This is a genomic window from Labrys sp. ALF-8, from assembly GCF_059699065.1.
Genome location: NZ_AP048541.1, coordinates 335,726 through 352,497 on the forward strand (window position 1 = coordinate 335,726; position 16,772 = coordinate 352,497).

Consider the following 16,772-nt stretch of genomic DNA (forward strand, 5'->3'; position numbering starts at 1 on the left):
TCCCCTGCCCGGTCACTTCAGCTTCCACAGATCGCGGAAGCCCTTGACATAGGCATCGCCATAGCCCTGCGAGAGCTGAGGTGGCGTCCCCGCATCCTTGGCGTTGGCGGCGGTGAACATCAGGAAGGGTATCTTGGGATCGGATACGGTCGGCAGCCCGCAGACACGGCGCATCTCGGAGTCGAGGACCGAATGGCCGATCCAGTCGAGATTCTCGCCGATATCCATCTCCACCTGCCCGTTCTGCACCAGGCCCAGTACGAAGGGCGTGCCGTTGAAGGCGTCGATCTTCACCCGGTCCTGTGCGCCGGTGATTGTGACGGCCGGCACCACGAACTGAGCCATGCTGTCATAGATGACGATGATGTAGTTGATGGTGGGGTCGGCAAGCAGGGCAGCCTGCACGCCGGGGGTGATGCGGGTACCCCAGTCGGGAACGGTATAGTTGAGCGTCTTTGTCTTGCACTGGTCGCAGTGCTTGAGTTCGGCCGTGATGCCGGCGACCATGGAATCGGTCGAGAGCGGGCCGCTGGCAATGAGGACGAGGGCGTTCATCTTGCCCTTCGTCGACACCACGCCCCAGTCGACCAGAAGCGCTCCCGCCTTGAAGTAGTCGATCGGCACGTCGCCATCGGCAAAGGTAGCGACCTGGCTGCTCTGCTCGACGCCATTGTAGTGCGAAGCGATGACCGGGATCTTGGCAGCCTGGGCCGCCTTCACCTGGGGCACCAGCACGCGGGGATCGGAGCCGGCAAGGAGGTCGATCAAGTCCACCTTCTGGTTCAGCGCCGTATCCATGCCCTGGACCCATTGGGAACTCTGGCCCTGATTTTCCCAGGTGGTGAATTTGAAGCCTACCTCCTTGGCAACCGCCTGCATCGCCTTCTCGATATTGGCCGTGAAGGGGTTCGCGCTGGAGACGGGAATACTGAGGATCGACTTGCCCTTCATGCAATCGGCGGCATCGAAGGCCGGTCCCGGAGGGACGAAGGAAGGCTTGGCCCGATAGGGTTCGAGCTGCTTCTCGAAATAGGACAGATCATCCGCCTTAGCCGTTGAGGCTCCGACCGAAATCCCGAGTCCGCCCACGGTCAGGGCAGTTGCGAGGACAACTGATGCGTAGTTCATCGACACCTCCTGCATAATGAATTCAGAATTCATGATAGCAAGAGACGTGCCAGACCGGTTTTCGTTCAAACGCTCGATTTCATGGGGGCCGGCGAAGGAAGCGCAACGGCAAGACAGGCCCTGCCGATTTTCACGGCGGCCCCGGTAGGCAGTTGCCCAATTCGGCGGCGAGACGGCAGGGAACGGGCGGCCGGAGCCGGATCGTCTATTCCTCGATCATCCGGCGCCCAAGCCCGTTCTCGCCGAAGGCGGCCGATATGATCGGTTTCTTGCTTCGCAGATGGCGGCGCATCAGGGAGCCGAGCGCCGCCCCGTCACGAGCGCGCAGGAGCTTCAGCATCTCGACATGGTCCTGGATCGCATCCGCCCACTGCTCGGGGGTCTTGCTGGCCGAATAACGCGCCCGCTGAATGCGGCCCGACATCGTCGCATAGACACTCTGGAGGGCAGCATTGCGCGAGGCATGCATGATGGCCTCGTGAATCTGCTTGTTCAGGGCGAAATAGGCTACCGGATCCTGCTGGTGCCACGCCGCCTCCATCTCCTCCTGCAACACTTCCAGCGCCTCGACCTCAGCGTCGGTGATGCGGCTGCAGGCGAGTTCCCCTGCCGCACCCTCGAGCGCACCGATCACTTCCAGTACCTCCTCGATCTCCCCGGGAGAGAGGGCGGCAATGCGGGCTCCGCGGTTGGGCAGCAGTTCCAGCAGACCTTCGGCCGCCAGCAGCTTGATGGCTTCGCGCAACGGCGTGCGGGAGATGTCGAAGCGGGCGCACAGCATGGCCTCGTTCACGCGCGACCGGGGCTCGAGTTCGCCGGATACGATCAGTTCGCGCAGGCGCGACACGACCTCGTCGTGAAGGTAACGCCGGCTGATCGTCGAAGGAGCCTGCGCGAAAGTCATGTCTGCCCGTTCCAGTTGAGAAGCACGCGGCGAGGTGCCGCGCTCCAAGAGTGCACATGTCGATACGGAAACACAACCGAAGGACGAAAGCTGCCAGCCATGATCTCATGGCGACGACGCCGACCGCCGGAAAGCGACGAGAAGCTATCTGAATCGCCATATAAATGCCATTCATAATATTGCATTCATTATTCATATCTTCATAGTGTCAGCTCGGCGCCGGCCATTCCGCGCGCGCTTTCAAGGAATACTGCCCATGCATGGCGCTCCAGGACGTCCTTTCCTCCAGATTCCTGGTCCTACCAACACCCCCCTTCCCGTGCTTGCCGCCATAGCGCGCCCGACGATCGATCACCGCGGGCCGGAATTCCAGGCACTTGGCCTCGATGTTCTCAAGCGGATACGAAGTGTATTCGCGACCTTGCAGCCCGTGGTCATCTACCCTGCCTCCGGCACCGGCGCCTGGGAGGCGGCGCTGGTCAACACCCTCTCGCCCGGCGATCGCGTGCTGATGGCGGAGACGGGCCATTTCGCCACCCTCTGGTGCAAACTGGCCCAGCGCCTCGGCCTCCAGGTCGATCTCCTTCCGGGCGACTGGCGGGCCGGCGTCGATGCCGGCGCGATCGAGGAGAGACTGCGCGCCGATCCACAGCACACGATCAAGGCTATCGCCGTCGTCCACAACGAGACTTCGACCGGCGTCACTTCGGACATCGTCGCCGTCCGCAAGGCCATCGACAGCACCGGGCACCCCGCCCTGCTGCTGGTCGATACCATTTCCTCGCTCGGCTCGATCGACTATCGCCACGACGAGTGGGGTGTCGACGTGACGGTGGGAGGATCGCAGAAGGGCCTGATGCTGCCTCCGGGATTGAGCTTCAACGCTGTTTCCCCCAAGGCGCTCGCCGCCGCCTCGACGGCACGCCTGCCACGCGCCTTCTGGGACTGGAGCGACATGCTGGCGGCCAACCAGAATGGCTTCTTTCCCTATACCCCCTCGACCAATCTGCTCCAGGGACTGCGGGTGGCCCTCGATTTGCTGGAAGCCGAAGGACTGCCAGCGGTCTTCCGGCGTCATCGGCGCATGGCGGAGGCTGTGCAGCGTTGCGTCCAGCATTGGGGTTTCGAGATCCAGGCGGCAGATGTCAACGAAGCGTCGGCTTCCCTGACCGCCGTCCGCCTGCCATCGGGCTTCTCAGCCGATGGTTTGCGCGCGGAGATCCTGGCGAGGTCCTCGGTCTCGCTCGGCAATGGGCTGGGGCGGCTCGCCGACCGGCTCTTCCGTATCGGACATCTCGGCGATTTCAACGATCCCATGATTCTGGGCACACTGGCCGCCATCGAGATGGGACTCGCGGCCTGCGGCGTCCCCTACCGCCCGGGCGGCGTCGAGAAGGCCATGTCGTGCCTCGCCGCCGGAACGGAAGGCCGCGCCCTTGCCGCCGAATGAGGTCGCTACCAACTGATCAAAAAGAGAGCCTGCATAAAATTTATGCATGTTTCCTGCCCTTTGATGACAACTTCAACTGTCCGCAACCAAAAAATGAATGCATTATTCAATTGCGATCGGACAGAAGACGTGACGGCCCCTGACCCGAGCAATGAATGCTCAATCCCAGGAACCCACGCCGTCGAGGTCGAATCGTCGCAGGCGCGCGCTCCACACAGGTAATGGCGGCCTGCAGTTTGGTATTTTCTTCAAACTGCGAGGATCTTCCTATGACTGTTGGCATTCTATACTTAATAGTTGCTGCCGTAGGCATCGTTTTGGCGGCAATCGCCTATTTCATGAACCGGTCGAATGGCAAATTCTTCGTTGCCTTCACGCTGATGGAAATCGTCATCATGGCGATTATCGGCGTGATCAACGGTGTTCTCGGCACCCCAAATGCCATGCTCGGCCGCCTGTTCATGACCTTCTCAGGCAGCTACGGGTTCCTGGCTTTCGCAGCGGTCTGCGGCGGCTTCTATATCGCCGGCCCGCTCTGCGGCTACATCATCCGCAAGCCTGGAGCAGCGACCATTGCCGAGACGATGAACGGCGTCGCGCAGGTTCTTTCGGGCAATCCCAACGGCATCATGGTGCTTGGAGCGGGATTCCTGCAGGGCTTCATGTCGGATCTCGGCTTCGCCTTCTACGGCTATCGCAAATGGACGCTTTCCGTCCTGGCCCTGTCGGGAGCTCTCGCCCCCATCCTCCAGCAGATCCCCGAGGTCTACTTCTTCGGGGTTGGCGACATGGGCATCAGCTACAACCTCCTCGCGCTGGCCATCCGCATAGTCAGCGGCGCAGTGTATGCCATCATCCTCGTCAAACCGATCGCCCACGCCCTGGCCCGCGCCGGCGTCCTGCGCGGCACGGCTCTTGCCTCCGCTGAATCATCGACCCGCCCACAGGGGTCCCCGGCCTGAGCCCTTCGAGGCTCGACGGCCCGGCGGTTCGGTCCTGCCCTGCGGACCGAACCGCAACCATTCGATTTCGCGGAGGGATCGTCCCATCCGCCCGCAGGTGGAAGGAACGCGGACAATGGCTTTTGTCGCCGCCGATCATCCGGCCGAGAATGCCGCCCTGCGCAGCATGCAGGCGCTGTCGGGCCCTTCAGCGGAAGCCCATGCCAGCGTAGTTCGGATCGACACCCCGTCCGCCGACGGTCCTGCCATCGATATCCGCGGCGTTTCCTACGCCTATGAGGGCGAGACTGAGAACGTCCTGCGCGATGTTTCCCTTACCGTGCGCGACGGCGAGTTCGTACTGATCCTCGGCCCTAGCGGCTGCGGCAAGAGTACCCTGCTCCAGTTGCTGAACGGCACCATTCCCCACACGCTCAAGGGCCGCCTGGAAGGTGAGGCCATCGTCTATGGCAAACCCATCCAGTCGACGAAGGTCGCCAGTTTCGCAACCGAAGTCGGCATGGTCTTCCAGGATCCCGAGGCGCAGATCATCAATACAAGGGTGCGGGACGAAATCTGCTTCGGTCTCGAGAACCTGTGCCGGCCAGCACAGGAGATCCTGGAGCGCCAGCTCGAGGCGCTCGCCTTCGTCGGCCTCGACGGTTTCGGAGACCGTTCCATCTTCGACCTCTCAGGCGGACAGAAACAGCGCGTCAGCATTGCCGCGGTGCTCGCCGCCCGCCCTCGCCTGCTCGTGCTCGACGAACCGACCGCCAATCTCGATCCGGCCGGCATGGCGGAGATCTTCGCCGTCCTAGAGCGGCTCAACCGCGAGGTCGGCACCACCATCGTGATGGTCGAGCACCGCGTCGACGAACTCGCCGACCGCGTGTCACGCGTGGTGATGATGGATCGCGGCTCGGTGGTCTTCGACGGGACGCCACGGGAGGCCTTCTCCCAGCGCCGCTCCACCCATTCGGAAGAAAACGCCACCGTTCCCACCAGCGCCTGGTTTCCCCAGGCGTGCGAATTCGCGCTCGCACTCGGCGATCGTCTCGGCACGCCCGTCGATGCAGCCGCAATGCCCCTCAATGTCGAACAGGCGGTCGCCTTTGCCGATCCCCATGTCGGAACGACCGCGCTGGCGCTGCCGGCATCACCCGCACCAGTCCCCGCCAACGAGGGGCAAGCGTTCGTGAGGGTGAGCAATCTCAATTTCAGCTATGAGAAGAAGCGGCCGATCCTCAGCGATATTTCCTTCACCCTCGGGCAGGGCGAGATGGTCGCGCTTTGCGGGCGCAACGGCTCCGGCAAGACCACGCTCGCGCGCCTGCTGATGCATATCAACCCGCCCCCTCGCGACACGATCCGGCTCGAGGGCAAGGACGTCGCAGACCTCAGTGCGCGCGAAATCTCCAGTGAAATTGGCTATGTCTTCCAGAACCCGGATCACCAGTTCGTCACCGATCGGGTCTGGGACGAGATCGCCTATGGCCTGCAGGTGCGGAATTATGCCGACAAGGCCATCGAGGAACGCGTCGGCGAGGTGCTCGATATCGTCGATCTCAAGCGCTATCGCGATCGCTCGCCCTTCAGCCTGAGCCTCGGCGAGAGGAGGCGCCTGAGCGTTGCCACCATGCTGGTGCTCGAGCCTCATCTCCTCGTGCTCGATGAACCGACGATCGGACAGGATCACGAGCGTGCCCAGCAGTTGATGGGACTGATGGCGAGGTTGCGCGAACGCTACCGGACGACGATCCTGATGATCACCCATGATGTCCGCCTCGTGGCCGAATGGGCCGATCGGACCCTGGTCATCAGTGGCGGCAGGCTGCTCTTCGACGGGCGGCCCGAAGCAATGTTTGCCGACGACATGCTGATTTCCGAGGCGGGGCTGCTGACGCCGCCCGTCTACGAGATCAGCAAGGCCCTCGCCGCCCGCCATCCCGACAGCCCGCTACGGCCGACCCTCTCACTGCCGGACCTTGCGGACGCCCTTGCACGCAGTGGAGGCAGATCCTCATGAATCGCTCGACAGCCTTCCAGTTCCGGGCCGGCAACTCCTTCTTCCACCGCCTCGATCCGCTCACGAAGCTCGCCTGGCTGGTGGCGATCTCCCTGCTGGCCTTCGGCGCCTATATCGCCTGGGTCCAGATCGTGATTACCGTCGTGGTGCTCTTCACCGCCTTCGTGCTGGCGCGACTGCCGCTCTCCGTAGTCTTCCGGGGCACCTGGCTGTTCGGTCTGGCCTGCATGAGCTTCCTGGTGATCCAGACGCTGACGCTGCCCGGCAGTCATGTCGCCTTCCACATCCTCGGCCACCCGATCTACATCGAAAGCGCGGACTACGCGCTGGCCTCGGCGCTGCGCATCTACACGATCATCCTCTCCTCGCTGGTTTTCGTCCGCACGACCGATCCGCGCGAGCTCGCCATTGCCCTCGTGACGCAGATGCGGGTGCCCTACCGCATCGCCTACGCCTTCTTCATCGCCCTGCGCATCATACCCACCATCGAGGAGGAGATAAAAACGATCCGTGCAGCCCAAGCTGTGCGGGGCGTCGTGCGCCAGCGGGGTATCGCCGGGCGGATCGGGGAGACCAAGCGCTACGCCATGCCGCTCCTCGTCGGCAGCCTGCGCAAGGCTTCGATGATGGTGATGTCGATGGAGGCCCGGGCTTTCGGAGCCTATCCGCAACGCACCTTCGTGGAGGCACCGCGCATGTCTGCAAGCGGCATTGCGGTCTGCACGGTGATGCTGGCGCTGGTGATAGCCTGGTACGCAGCGCTCGGTCTTGGCTACGTCCATTCCTTCTATGTGCTGTCGGCCTGAGGCAATGGTCGCCTCGTACCAGTCCGGTGCCCCCGCTACCGGCACTGCCCGCCGATCCATTTGCCCATCGGAGAGCCCCTTGCCTCCCTCGTAGCAGGGCCAGGCGTCGAACCCTTTCTACCATATCTGATATTGGAGTTTCCCGTGCGTGCCGACGTCCACCGTTTCACCCTTGCGGATCCTAGCGATGTCTCCGGCCTGAAGGAGGCGATAGACGGCGGCATCGTGGATCCCGCAAGCATCGTTGCGGTGATCGGCAAGACTCACGGCAACGGCCTGGTGAACGACTACACCCGCGGCTACCTCACGCTATGCCTGTCGATCCTCATAGGCGAGCGTAGCGGGCGGTCACCGGAGACCGTGCGCAAGCAGGTGCCCTTCGTATTCTCAGGTGGCGTGGAGGGCGTGCTGTCGCCGCACTATACCGTGTTCACCGTCGCGCGGGACAAAGCACCGGCGACGGATGGCAAGGCGTTGGCAATCGGGGTCGCCTTCACCCCTCCCATGCGCCCTGCCGATGTCGGCCGCCAGGCGCAGATCGATGCCATCGCCGCAGCCGTCGAGGTTGCCGCAGCCGAAGCCCGGATCGAGGACGTCCATTTCGTCCAGGTCAAGGGCCCCGCCTTCACACTTGCCGATATCATCGCGGACCAGCGCGCGGGCCGTTCGTCCGCCACCGACAACCCCGGCAAGCTCATGAGCTTCGGCCGCGCCGCCTGCGCGCTCGGCGTCGCCAAGGCCCTCGGCGAGGTGCCTGCCGGACAAGCGGTCGAGGCAAACGTGCTCAAGGACTTCTCGCTCTATTCCTCGGTCGCCTCGATGTCGGCCGGCGTCGAGGTCGATGTCAACGAAGTCATCGTCATCGGCATGAGTTCGAAATGGTCGGGGCCCCTCGCCATCGAGCATACCACGATGGATGACGCGCTCGACGTCGGCAGCATTCACGCCATGGTGCAGCGTCTCGGCTTTCCCGCCGCGCCCCAGATCGCCGATGCGGGACGGGTGAGGGCTGCCTTCGTCAAATGCGAGGCCCAGCGCGATGGCCTCGTGCGTGGCCGGCCGCACACGATGCTCAACGATGGCGATATCAACGAGCAGCGCCATATCCGCGGTGCCGTCGGCGCCATTGTCGCGAGCATTCTCAATGACACGGGTTTGTTCGTCTCTGGCGGGGCCGAGCATCAGGGCCCGGACGGCGGAGGCATGATCGCCCTGATTGCACAAAAGGCGGAGGCCTGACATGGCCGACCGGAAGAAGCCGCGTGTCGTCGTCGTCGGTGCCGGCATAGCGGGCAGCCTGATTACCGCCGGCCTTGCCGGGCGCGACGACATCGATCTTGTCTGCATCGAGCGGGTAGGCCCCGACGATCATGCCGAGGCGGGCACAGGGCTCAATATTGGTCCCAACGCCATGAAATGCCTTCGGCACCACCTGCCGGAAAGCGCGGAGACCATCATCGCCAACTCCCTGCCCTGGCGGGGTTGGCAGGTTTCCCTCACCGATGGCCGCCAGTTGATGAATCTGGACCTGGCCAGCGTCGCGGACAATGCCGGGATTCGCATCCGCTGGGCCGAACTCTACGCGCTGCTGCGCCAGCCCATCGCCCGGCGCGTGCGCTTTTCCTCCGAACTCGTCAGCTGCGGCCGCGAGAACGGCCGACCCTATGTGGTCTGGAAAGACCGTCTCTCCGAAAAGGAGGAGCGCATCGAGGATATCGATCTTCTGATCGCAGGGGACGGTCGCTACTCGCTCATCCGCCAATTCGTGCTCGGAGGGCCCGAAACGCCTTTCTTTCTCGGCGTTTGCCTCTACCGCGTCCTCTTTCCCGCCGGCGAGGACTGCCCGATAGACGACTACGGCCAGTGGTTCAATGGCGCCAATCGATTGCTCGCCTTTCGCGTGCCCGGCGACTTCATCTATTGCGCGGGCTCCTTCCCGATCGACGCCGACAGCGGCATTCCCGACATGATGAAGCAGTCCGCCTTCCTCGGACAGGCCTACCTGCCGGCGACCGGCAAGCCCTCCCCCGAAGCCGGCTATCTCATCAAGGCGATCCAGCGCTATGCCGACCGTATCCACTGGGCCAGGCTGCAGGAGGGAAGCGTTGCGTATGGCCGCGAACGTGGCTTCCTGCTTGTCGGCGACAGCGCCCATCCGATGGTACCCACGCTTGGACAGGGCGCCACGCAGGCCTGCGAGGATGCCTGCGTCGTCATCGAAGAAATCCGGGCCGCCCTGGACAGAGGCACACCCCTCGCCGACATCTCCGAACGCGTCGAGGCACGCCGGGCCGATCGCGTGCGTTTCGTCGTCGAATTCTCCCGCGATGCGACCGACACCATGCTCGCCGGCGCCGACCCGGTTTCCGGTACCTTGCGCAAGACCCAACCACCTTTCCTCGCCAAGCTCGCGAGGCTCTATCGCGACGTGCCACTGCCCCTCGAATTGCCCGTTGGAGAACCGGCATGAGCACATCCGCGCTGCCTCCGCTCTGGTCGTTGACGGCGACGGATCTGGTTGCGGGCTATCGGAACGGATCCTTCACGCCCGCTGCCGCCATGCAGTCGGTGTTCGACAGGCTCGATGCGGTGAATCCGATCATCAATGCCGTCATCGCGGTCGATCGCGAGGGTGCGAGCCTGGCAGCGATCGAGTCCACGCTCCGCTGGCGGCAGGGCAAGCCGCTTTCCTCTCTCGATGGCGTTCCGATCAGCATCAAGGACAATCTCTACCTGAAGGGCCTGCCGGCGACATGGGGGAGCCTGCTGCTGCGCGATTTCGTGCCCGATCACGACGAGCCCGCCGTCGCCCGCCTGCGAGCGGCGGGTGCGATCCTGTTCGGCAAGACCAACGTGCCGGAATTCACCGTCCAGGGTTATACGAGCAACCTGCTTTTCGGCACGACGTTCAATCCCCAGGCGCCTGGTCGCACCCCGGGAGGCTCCACCGGCGGCGGCGCGGCGGCGGTGGCGGCAGGCATCGGCCCGATCGCGGTCGGGACGGATGCCGGCGGTTCCTTGCGACGCCCTGCCGCCCATTGCGGATTGTTCGCGCTCAAGCCCTCGATCGGCCACGTGCCGCGCCATGGCGGCTTTCCGCAGATCCTCGCCGATTTCGAGGTGATCGGCGGCATCGGCCGTTCTCCTGCCGACCTGGAGGCTTTGCGCTCGGTCCTGGAGGTCTTTGATCCGGCAGACGCCAGATCCCTGGCCAGCAGCGTAGAATTGCCGCCCCTGCCGGCAAGGCCACGCATCGCGTTCATGCCGGCCATCGGGGACAATCCCGTCGATCCCTTGATCGCCGCCGAGGCCGAGCGTGCCGCCGATGCCCTCGCGAAGGACGGCGCGATCGTCGAGACCATCGACGCACCATTCGATGCGGAGCGCACTGCCAGGGCCTGGGGCACTCTCATGCAAAGCGGCGTGGCCTGGTATCTCGCCCATTTCGAGGAGTGGGAGGAACGCGTCAATCCGAGCGCCAGGGCCGTCGCGCGTGATGGCGCGGCCATAACGGCGGGTCAGGTGCTCGATGCCCTGGCGGCGGCTGCCGACATCCGCCGTGCAGCCGGGCAGTTCTTAGCGACTTATGATCTTCTCCTCTGCCCGGCAACGGCGGCCTTGGCCTGGCCGGCGAACGCGGTCTTTCCCCCGGAGATCGCTGGCAGGCCGGTCGGGCCACGAGGCCACGCCGTGTTCACGGGCTGGATGAACGTGACCGGCCTGCCGGCCGTAACGGTACCGGTCGGCATGACGGCGGAAGGGGGCGGCATTGGGCTGCAACTCGTGGCCGGACATGGTCGCGACCGCGATCTTCTTGCCTTCATCGAACGTGCACCGGCCTTTTCGGCCCTGTACCCCTCGCCTCTCGCAAAGCTGGATGAAAGACATGACCCCGCCCTCGCCGCAGTTTGACGGCCAGATCGCCATCGTGACGGGAGCCGGAAGCGGCATCGGCCTTGCTACCGCGGAGGGCCTCGCGGAAGGCGGAGCCACTGTCGTCTGCGTGGACTGGAAGGGAGCGGATGAGGCCGCAGCCGCAATCCAGGCGAAGGGCGGCAATGCCGTCGGCGTCACACTCGATGTCCGTGATGCCGCAGGCTGGACCGGTCTGGTCGAAGACGTTGTGAAACGCCTCGGCCAGGTCGACATCCTCGTCAACAATGCCGGCATCGCGGTGCCCGGCGATACGGCCGCCGACGTCTCCGAGGAGGTGTGGGACCGTATCATCGATATCAATGCCAAGGGCGTATGGCTGGGTATGCGTGCTGTTCTGCCGGGTATGGTCGCTCGCAAGAGCGGCAAGATCTGCAACGTCGCCTCCACGGCGGCCCATATCGGCCTGCGCGACGCAGCGGCCTATTGCGCGTCGAAGGGCGCGGTACTCGCGCTGACGCGCCAGGCCGGCGTCCAATACGCGCCGCATAACGTCCAGATCAATTCGGTTTCCCCCGGCACGACGATGACGGGGCTTCAGCGCGATGTCACCGAGGCCCAGCGTGCGGCATTCCTCCCCCTGACCCCGATCGGCCGCTTCGCTCAGTCGCCCGAGGTCGCCGCGGCCATCCTGTTCCTGGTGTCGAACGGCTCCTCCTTCATCACCGGTGCCGATGTCAGCGTTGACGGCGGCATGGTGGCCCTTTGAACGGAGAAGTGTGCCGATGAAGATTCTGCTGACAGGGGGCGCCGGTCTCATCGGCATGGCCCTTCGCCCGATGCTGGCCAGCCGAGGCCATGGCGTCGTCGCCACCGACATCACCGCCTTCGGCCGCGCCGATCCGGACCTGAGGCTGATGCCGCTCGACGAGCGTCCCCAACTGGAGGAACTGGTCCGAGCCGAGAGCATCGATGCCATCATCCATTGCGGCGCGATCTCCGGACCGATGATGGCCAAAGGCCAGCCGATGAAGCTGGTGGCAGCCAACATCGACACGACGGCCCTGCTTCTCGACCTTGCACGTGCTTTCGGCATGCGGCGCTTCGTATTCTGCTCGTCCATCAGCGTGTACGGCAATGTCGGTCCAGCAACCATAACGGAGGCCACGCCGCTGCGGCCGACCTCGGTCTACGGCGCCAGCAAGGTTGCCTGCGAGCAGCTCATCCAGGGTTTCGGGGAGGAGTACGGATTGTCGGGGGTGAGCCTGCGCATCGGGAGGGTCTATGGTCCCTATCGCCGCGCTAACTGCCACCTCAACAGCCTGATACGCGACGCCGGCAAAGGAGGGACGACCGAGATCCCGTGCGACCCGTCCTTCGTGTATCACTATGTCTATGTCGATGACGTTGCGGAGGCGATGATCGCCGCCCTGGAGGCGCCTCAACTGCCGCATCGCGAGTACAACATCGGTTCGGGCGAGGCGCTTACCATGCCCGAGATCGCCTCTGCGGCGGCAAGCGCCATTCGCGGTGCGCAGGCACGGCTGGTTCCCGGGGCCGACGACGTGCCGGACGTCCAGACGACATTCGATGTCTCCCTCGCCGCAGAGGACCTCGGCTGGACGCCGCGCTTTCCTATCTCTGACGGCCTGATTGCCTACCGTGATGCAATCAGGGCTGGAGACGCTGCTCTATAATACAGGTCGCCTCCGGCGGTGTTGATCGCATCGTCCACGCAATGCCACCACCAGCCTCGTCGAGGTATTCGGGCAATCGACCGCGCCCCACAGCAGATGGAGTGCGCAGCGCATGCAAGAGAGCGGGCCAGCATCTTAAGAGCATATGCTCTCTTGAATATACGAGCATATGCTCTTATATTGGGTTCGGAGATGAGACTTCCGAACGAGAAAGGAACAGTCCATGAGCGAAGCAACCATTCTGGTCAGCGGTGCAACTGGGCGTACCGGTGGTGCGGCGATCGACGAACTCGTCAAGCTCGGCAAGCAGGTGCGCGCTTATGTGCGATCAGATGACGAGCGTGCCGCGGCCCTAAGGAAACGCGGTGTCGATATCGCCGTCGGCGATTTCACGGATATCGATGACATTAGGGCCGCGATGGAAGGCATTGCGTCGGCCTATTTCCTGCATCCGATCGCACCTGGCATCATTAGCGCGGCCGCGTATTTCGCACAGGCGGCAAAGGAAGCCGGCGTCTCGGCAATCGTCAACATGTCGCAAATCTCGGCCCAGCGCGAGTCGGCGAGCCATGCCGCTCAGGACCACTGGGTTTCCGAACGGGTCTTCGACTGGTCGGGCGTGGCGACGACGCATCTGCGTCCCACCTTCTTTGCGGACTGGCTCGTCTATCCGCATTTCGCCAAGGAGATCTGGGCAAAGAAGAAAATCGAATTCCCGTTCGAGAATGGCCGTCATGCGCCGATCTCGACCGACGACCAAGGCCGTGTCATCGCCCATATTTTGGCACACCCGGATGGCCATGGGGGCAAAACCTACACGCTTACCGGCCCGATTGAACTGAACCACACCGAGATCGCCGCCGCCATCAGCGAGGTTCTCGGCGTGAAGATCGAATACGCGCCGACCTCCATCGACGAATTCCGCAGCAAGATGGAGAATGTCTACAAGTTTCCGCCCTTCCTCACCCAGCATCTTGTCGAGGTCGCTCAAAATTACCGCGACGGTGTGTTTTCGGGCGCGAACGATGCTGTCGAGAAGATCACCGGAACGCCTGCCCTCTCCGTCCAGCAGTTTATCGCCCAGAATCGCGCTGTTTTTGCGTGAGCGCGAACCAACGGAGGGTTAAATCATGTCGAATACCCAGGATCAGCGCCACCCCTTCCTCGATGATCTGACTGTCGATGCCGAGTTGATCAGCACGGTTCTCCGAGGGCCGGTGGTCGGACGCGATGACATCCGCCTTGCCGTCGACGCTGTCGGGACTTTCTACGCCTCGCAGACGCCTGTGTTTCTCCAGACTGTCGGTTCTCGACTGTTTCTCGAATACCAGGCCGTTCTGACGAGCGGTGAACATCTGAGTGCGGTTGTCGTCGTCGATCACAATCCCGACGGGTCGGTGCCGCGCGTGAGCGTACGCATGAGTCCGCTTGGCTCTGTCCTGTCGCTGGCAACGTCTCTGCGGGACACGCTTTCGACCCGGCTTCCCGAAAGCCTTTTCTTTTGAATCGAGACGATCAGATGTCGCCACTCAATCAATCTCTCGGAATTGACCAATGCGCCTGCTTCGCAACGAGAAAGGCGGCGCGCCGGATTACGCGCTTCTACGACTCGCATCTTGAGCCCGCCGGTCTGCGCATCACGCAATTCCTGACGCTGGCCGCTTTGAGCGAGGTGGAATGCGTCGCCGTCAACGCTCTTGCCGAGCGGCTCGATATCGAGCGAACGGCCATGGGAAAAATGGTCGGATTTCTGGAGCGTGACGGCTTCGTCGCGATCGAGGCGTCGCCCACCGATGGCCGAAGCCGCCTGATCAGGCTGACAGAAGCGGGTCACCGTCTGCATGAGAAAGCTGCTCCGCTTTGGCGGGAGGCACAAAAGCAGTTCGAGGAATTGAATGGCGCCAACAGCACAAGCGAGATGCGGCAGAGACTCACGGAAATGAAACTCGACGACGGCAAGTCAACGACGCCAGACCGAGCCGAACATCCAGCCGATTGAGCCGATCCAGAAATCTGAAAGGACTATTATCATGGCAAGGACATGGTTCATCACCGGCGCAAGCAGTGGCTTTGGGCGGCAGTTGACGGAACTTCTGCTCGAACGCGGAGATCGCGTCGCCGCCACTGTTCGCAAGCCCGACGCTCTGCACGATCTCGCCGCGAAATATGGAGAGCGTCTTTGGGTAGGCCTCCTCGATGTGACAGACAGTTCCGCTGTCCGCGACGTCGTCGGCAAAGCCTTTGCAGAGTTCAAGCGGATCGACGTCGTGGTAAGCAACGCCGGCTATGCCCTGTTCGGCGCCGCTGAGGAGGTTGCCGACGTACAGATCGAACGCCAGATCAATACGAACCTTGTCGGCTCGATTTCGACTGCTCGAGCAGTGATCCCTCATTTGCGCCAGCAAGGGGGCGGCCGGATTATCCAGATCTCATCTTCGGTGGGGCAGTCGGCCTATCCGACGATGGGTGTCTATGCCGCCACCAAATGGGGCATTGAGGGCTTCTTCGAAGGCACCATACCGGAGATCGCACCGTTCGGCATCGAGGTAACCCTGGTTGAACCAGGCGCTTCGCGCACGAACTTCGCTTCGTCCAGTGCTGATGCCGGACAGATCCTCGACGTCTACGACCAGACGCCGGTCGGGGACTTCCGTCGCCTTGTCGCATCGGCTGGCCTCGCCATGTTCCCGGGAGATCCTCGCAAGGTCGCCTCGGCGATTATCGCCTCAGCGGAGCAGACCCCTGCACCCAGAAGGCTCACGCTCGGAAGCGACGCCTACGCACTCGTCCATACAGCTTTGACTGAACGGCTGGCCGCTCTCGAAGGCCAGAAGGCCTTGGCTTATTCAACAGATGTAGACGCCTAGCTGGATCAACGGTGGCGCCTCTCTCGGATACTTCGTCAGACATCAAAGGACCGGCATCATGACTACACACAATACTGCACGCAATCAGTTCGTCGAGATTGACGGCGTGCGCTACGCTTACCGACGCTTTGGCAAACCCCAAGGGTCTCCACTGCTATTGTTACAGCATTTCATCGGCACCATGGATTGGTGGGATCCGCGACTTACCGATGGCTTGGCCAAGACGCGCGAAGTCATCCTGTTCGATAACCGTGGTGTAGGTCTTTCGTCTGGCGAGACGCCAAATCGTTTTGACAACATGGCAGCCGATGTCCACGCCTTTGTTCAAGCATTGAACTTAACGCAGGTTGATGTCCTGGGCTTCTCGATAGGCGGCTTTGTCGCCCAGGAGCTGGTGCTGAGCTACCCCGATGACGTCCGGAAAGTATTGCTCGTAGGCACCGGCCCACGCGGCGGCGAAGGAATGCAGCAGCCCAGAGAGGATGTAGTCAAGGCACTCAGCAGCGGCGATACCAGCGCGGCTCGCGCATACCTGTTTTTCTCACAGTCTGAAAAGGGCCAGAGCGCAGCCCATCAGTTTCTCGCGCGTACAGCGGACCGAAAGATTGATCTCGATCCGGGATCGTCCCTGCAAACAATGCAGGCGCAGAGTGAAGCAATCGGCGAGTGGGGGCGTTCGGAAGCGCATTCCGGCTACTTGTCACGGCTGCGCGAAATCAAGCATCCGGCGCTGGTGGTGAATGGCAATGACGACATCATGGTGCCAACCGTCAACTCCATCATCCTGTTCAACGCTATTCCGAGGGCGCAACTTGTGCTCTATCCGGAGTCCGGGCACGGTGCATTGTTCGAGTATGCCGATCTCTTCGTACAGCACGCGAACCGCTTCTTGGATCACGATGATTTCTGAAAATGACTCGAGTGCAGATAGGCGTAGACGAAGCGTTCGAAATTTGATTCTCTCAATCCAATCAATAGATCGAGATTTTGGATGTCGCGTCGGCGGATTGGACGAAGATAGCTTCGTCTGGGATCGGTATAGCCGTGGGCGAGCTTCATCGCTGGATCAACTGCATGATC

The 16,772-nt window shown here is 62.8% G+C and carries 16 protein-coding genes; 14 read left to right on the forward strand and 2 right to left on the reverse strand.

Annotation, left to right across the window (positions count from 1 at the left end; genetic code table 11):
* Positions 1–12 precede the first annotated feature (12 nt).
* Both AC6H34_RS32505 and AC6H34_RS32510 read right to left on the reverse strand, forming a co-directional pair.
* Positions 13–1,128, reverse strand: a complete 1,116-nt coding sequence (locus AC6H34_RS32505) for a sugar ABC transporter substrate-binding protein (protein ID WP_497541800.1) — start codon at positions 1,126–1,128, stop codon at positions 13–15.
* A gap of 205 nt (positions 1,129–1,333) precedes the next feature.
* Entirely contained in the window at positions 1,334–2,032 is a 699-nt protein-coding gene (locus AC6H34_RS32510) for a GntR family transcriptional regulator (RefSeq protein ID WP_497541801.1), read from the reverse strand.
* A 256-nt stretch (positions 2,033–2,288) separates the two neighbouring features.
* Between AC6H34_RS32510 and AC6H34_RS32515 the strand changes: the two genes are divergently transcribed.
* From AC6H34_RS32515 to AC6H34_RS32580, 14 genes are all read left to right on the forward strand, one after another.
* Positions 2,289–3,482 carry a pyridoxal-phosphate-dependent aminotransferase family protein gene (locus tag AC6H34_RS32515; RefSeq protein WP_497541802.1) on the forward strand — a complete coding sequence of 398 codons (1,194 nt, stop codon included), beginning with the start codon at positions 2,289–2,291 and terminating at the stop codon, positions 3,480–3,482.
* A gap of 338 nt (positions 3,483–3,820) precedes the next feature.
* Positions 3,821–4,444, forward strand: a complete 624-nt coding sequence (locus AC6H34_RS32520) for an ECF transporter S component (protein WP_497541803.1) — start codon at positions 3,821–3,823, stop codon at positions 4,442–4,444.
* A gap of 115 nt (positions 4,445–4,559) precedes the next feature.
* Entirely contained in the window at positions 4,560–6,449 is a 1,890-nt protein-coding gene (locus tag AC6H34_RS32525) for an ABC transporter ATP-binding protein (protein ID WP_497541804.1), read from the forward strand.
* On the forward strand, positions 6,446–7,255 hold the full coding sequence (locus AC6H34_RS32530; RefSeq protein ID WP_497541805.1) for an energy-coupling factor transporter transmembrane component T family protein: 810 nt from the start codon (positions 6,446–6,448) through the stop codon (positions 7,253–7,255). The genes AC6H34_RS32525 and AC6H34_RS32530 overlap by 4 nt, the downstream gene beginning before the upstream one ends.
* Before the next feature lie 144 nt (positions 7,256–7,399).
* Positions 7,400–8,494 carry a cyanuric acid amidohydrolase gene (gene atzD, locus AC6H34_RS32535; RefSeq protein WP_497541806.1) on the forward strand — a complete coding sequence of 365 codons (1,095 nt, stop codon included), beginning with the start codon at positions 7,400–7,402 and terminating at the stop codon, positions 8,492–8,494.
* A 1-nt stretch (position 8,495) separates the two neighbouring features.
* Positions 8,496–9,725, forward strand: coding sequence for an FAD-dependent oxidoreductase (locus tag AC6H34_RS32540; protein WP_497541807.1), 1,230 nt, complete (start codon positions 8,496–8,498; stop codon positions 9,723–9,725).
* The gene (locus tag AC6H34_RS32545) at positions 9,722–11,167 is read left to right on the forward strand and encodes an amidase (RefSeq protein WP_497541808.1); all 1,446 of its coding nucleotides are present in this window, start codon (positions 9,722–9,724) and stop codon (positions 11,165–11,167) included. Before AC6H34_RS32540 ends, AC6H34_RS32545 begins: the two co-directional genes overlap by 4 nt.
* On the forward strand, positions 11,142–11,897 hold the full coding sequence (locus tag AC6H34_RS32550) for an SDR family NAD(P)-dependent oxidoreductase (protein WP_497541809.1): 756 nt from the start codon (positions 11,142–11,144) through the stop codon (positions 11,895–11,897). Before AC6H34_RS32545 ends, AC6H34_RS32550 begins: the two co-directional genes overlap by 26 nt.
* Before the next feature lie 16 nt (positions 11,898–11,913).
* Positions 11,914–12,825 (forward strand): NAD-dependent epimerase/dehydratase family protein, encoded by a 912-nt coding sequence (locus AC6H34_RS32555; RefSeq protein ID WP_497541810.1) that lies wholly within the window; start codon positions 11,914–11,916, stop codon positions 12,823–12,825.
* A gap of 223 nt (positions 12,826–13,048) precedes the next feature.
* Positions 13,049–13,930 carry an NmrA family NAD(P)-binding protein gene (locus AC6H34_RS32560; RefSeq protein ID WP_497541811.1) on the forward strand — a complete coding sequence of 294 codons (882 nt, stop codon included), beginning with the start codon at positions 13,049–13,051 and terminating at the stop codon, positions 13,928–13,930.
* A gap of 25 nt (positions 13,931–13,955) precedes the next feature.
* Positions 13,956–14,330 (forward strand): hypothetical protein, encoded by a 375-nt coding sequence (locus tag AC6H34_RS32565; protein ID WP_497541812.1) that lies wholly within the window; start codon positions 13,956–13,958, stop codon positions 14,328–14,330.
* 14 nt (positions 14,331–14,344) lie between these two features.
* Positions 14,345–14,824 (forward strand): MarR family winged helix-turn-helix transcriptional regulator, encoded by a 480-nt coding sequence (locus AC6H34_RS32570; RefSeq protein WP_497541813.1) that lies wholly within the window; start codon positions 14,345–14,347, stop codon positions 14,822–14,824.
* 31 nt (positions 14,825–14,855) lie between these two features.
* Complete coding sequence (locus tag AC6H34_RS32575) at positions 14,856–15,692, forward strand: SDR family oxidoreductase (RefSeq protein ID WP_497541814.1); 837 nt, start codon at positions 14,856–14,858, stop codon at positions 15,690–15,692.
* A gap of 58 nt (positions 15,693–15,750) precedes the next feature.
* A complete protein-coding gene (locus AC6H34_RS32580; RefSeq protein ID WP_497541815.1) occupies positions 15,751–16,602 on the forward strand; it encodes an alpha/beta fold hydrolase in 852 nt (283 codons plus the stop codon).
* Positions 16,603–16,772 lie beyond the last annotated feature (170 nt).

Excerpts from the sequence above, each read along its gene's own strand:
- AC6H34_RS32505 (WP_497541800.1), bottom strand. The coding sequence starts at position 1,128 with ATGAACTACGCATCAGTTGTCCTCGCAACTGCCCTGACCGTGGGCGGA.
- AC6H34_RS32510 (WP_497541801.1), bottom strand. The coding sequence starts at position 2,032 with ATGACTTTCGCGCAGGCTCCTTCGACGATCAGCCGGCGTTACCTTCAC.
- AC6H34_RS32515 (WP_497541802.1), top strand. The coding sequence starts at position 2,289 with ATGCATGGCGCTCCAGGACGTCCTTTCCTCCAGATTCCTGGTCCTACC.
- AC6H34_RS32520 (WP_497541803.1), top strand. The coding sequence starts at position 3,821 with ATGAACCGGTCGAATGGCAAATTCTTCGTTGCCTTCACGCTGATGGAA.
- AC6H34_RS32525 (WP_497541804.1), top strand. The coding sequence starts at position 4,560 with ATGGCTTTTGTCGCCGCCGATCATCCGGCCGAGAATGCCGCCCTGCGC.
- AC6H34_RS32530 (WP_497541805.1), top strand. The coding sequence starts at position 6,446 with ATGAATCGCTCGACAGCCTTCCAGTTCCGGGCCGGCAACTCCTTCTTC.
- AC6H34_RS32540 (WP_497541807.1), top strand. The coding sequence starts at position 8,496 with ATGGCCGACCGGAAGAAGCCGCGTGTCGTCGTCGTCGGTGCCGGCATA.
- AC6H34_RS32545 (WP_497541808.1), top strand. The coding sequence starts at position 9,722 with ATGAGCACATCCGCGCTGCCTCCGCTCTGGTCGTTGACGGCGACGGAT.
- AC6H34_RS32550 (WP_497541809.1), top strand. The coding sequence starts at position 11,142 with ATGACCCCGCCCTCGCCGCAGTTTGACGGCCAGATCGCCATCGTGACG.
- AC6H34_RS32555 (WP_497541810.1), top strand. The coding sequence starts at position 11,914 with ATGAAGATTCTGCTGACAGGGGGCGCCGGTCTCATCGGCATGGCCCTT.
- AC6H34_RS32560 (WP_497541811.1), top strand. The coding sequence starts at position 13,049 with ATGAGCGAAGCAACCATTCTGGTCAGCGGTGCAACTGGGCGTACCGGT.
- AC6H34_RS32565 (WP_497541812.1), top strand. The coding sequence starts at position 13,956 with ATGTCGAATACCCAGGATCAGCGCCACCCCTTCCTCGATGATCTGACT.
- AC6H34_RS32570 (WP_497541813.1), top strand. The coding sequence starts at position 14,345 with ATGTCGCCACTCAATCAATCTCTCGGAATTGACCAATGCGCCTGCTTC.
- AC6H34_RS32575 (WP_497541814.1), top strand. The coding sequence starts at position 14,856 with ATGGCAAGGACATGGTTCATCACCGGCGCAAGCAGTGGCTTTGGGCGG.
- AC6H34_RS32580 (WP_497541815.1), top strand. The coding sequence starts at position 15,751 with ATGACTACACACAATACTGCACGCAATCAGTTCGTCGAGATTGACGGC.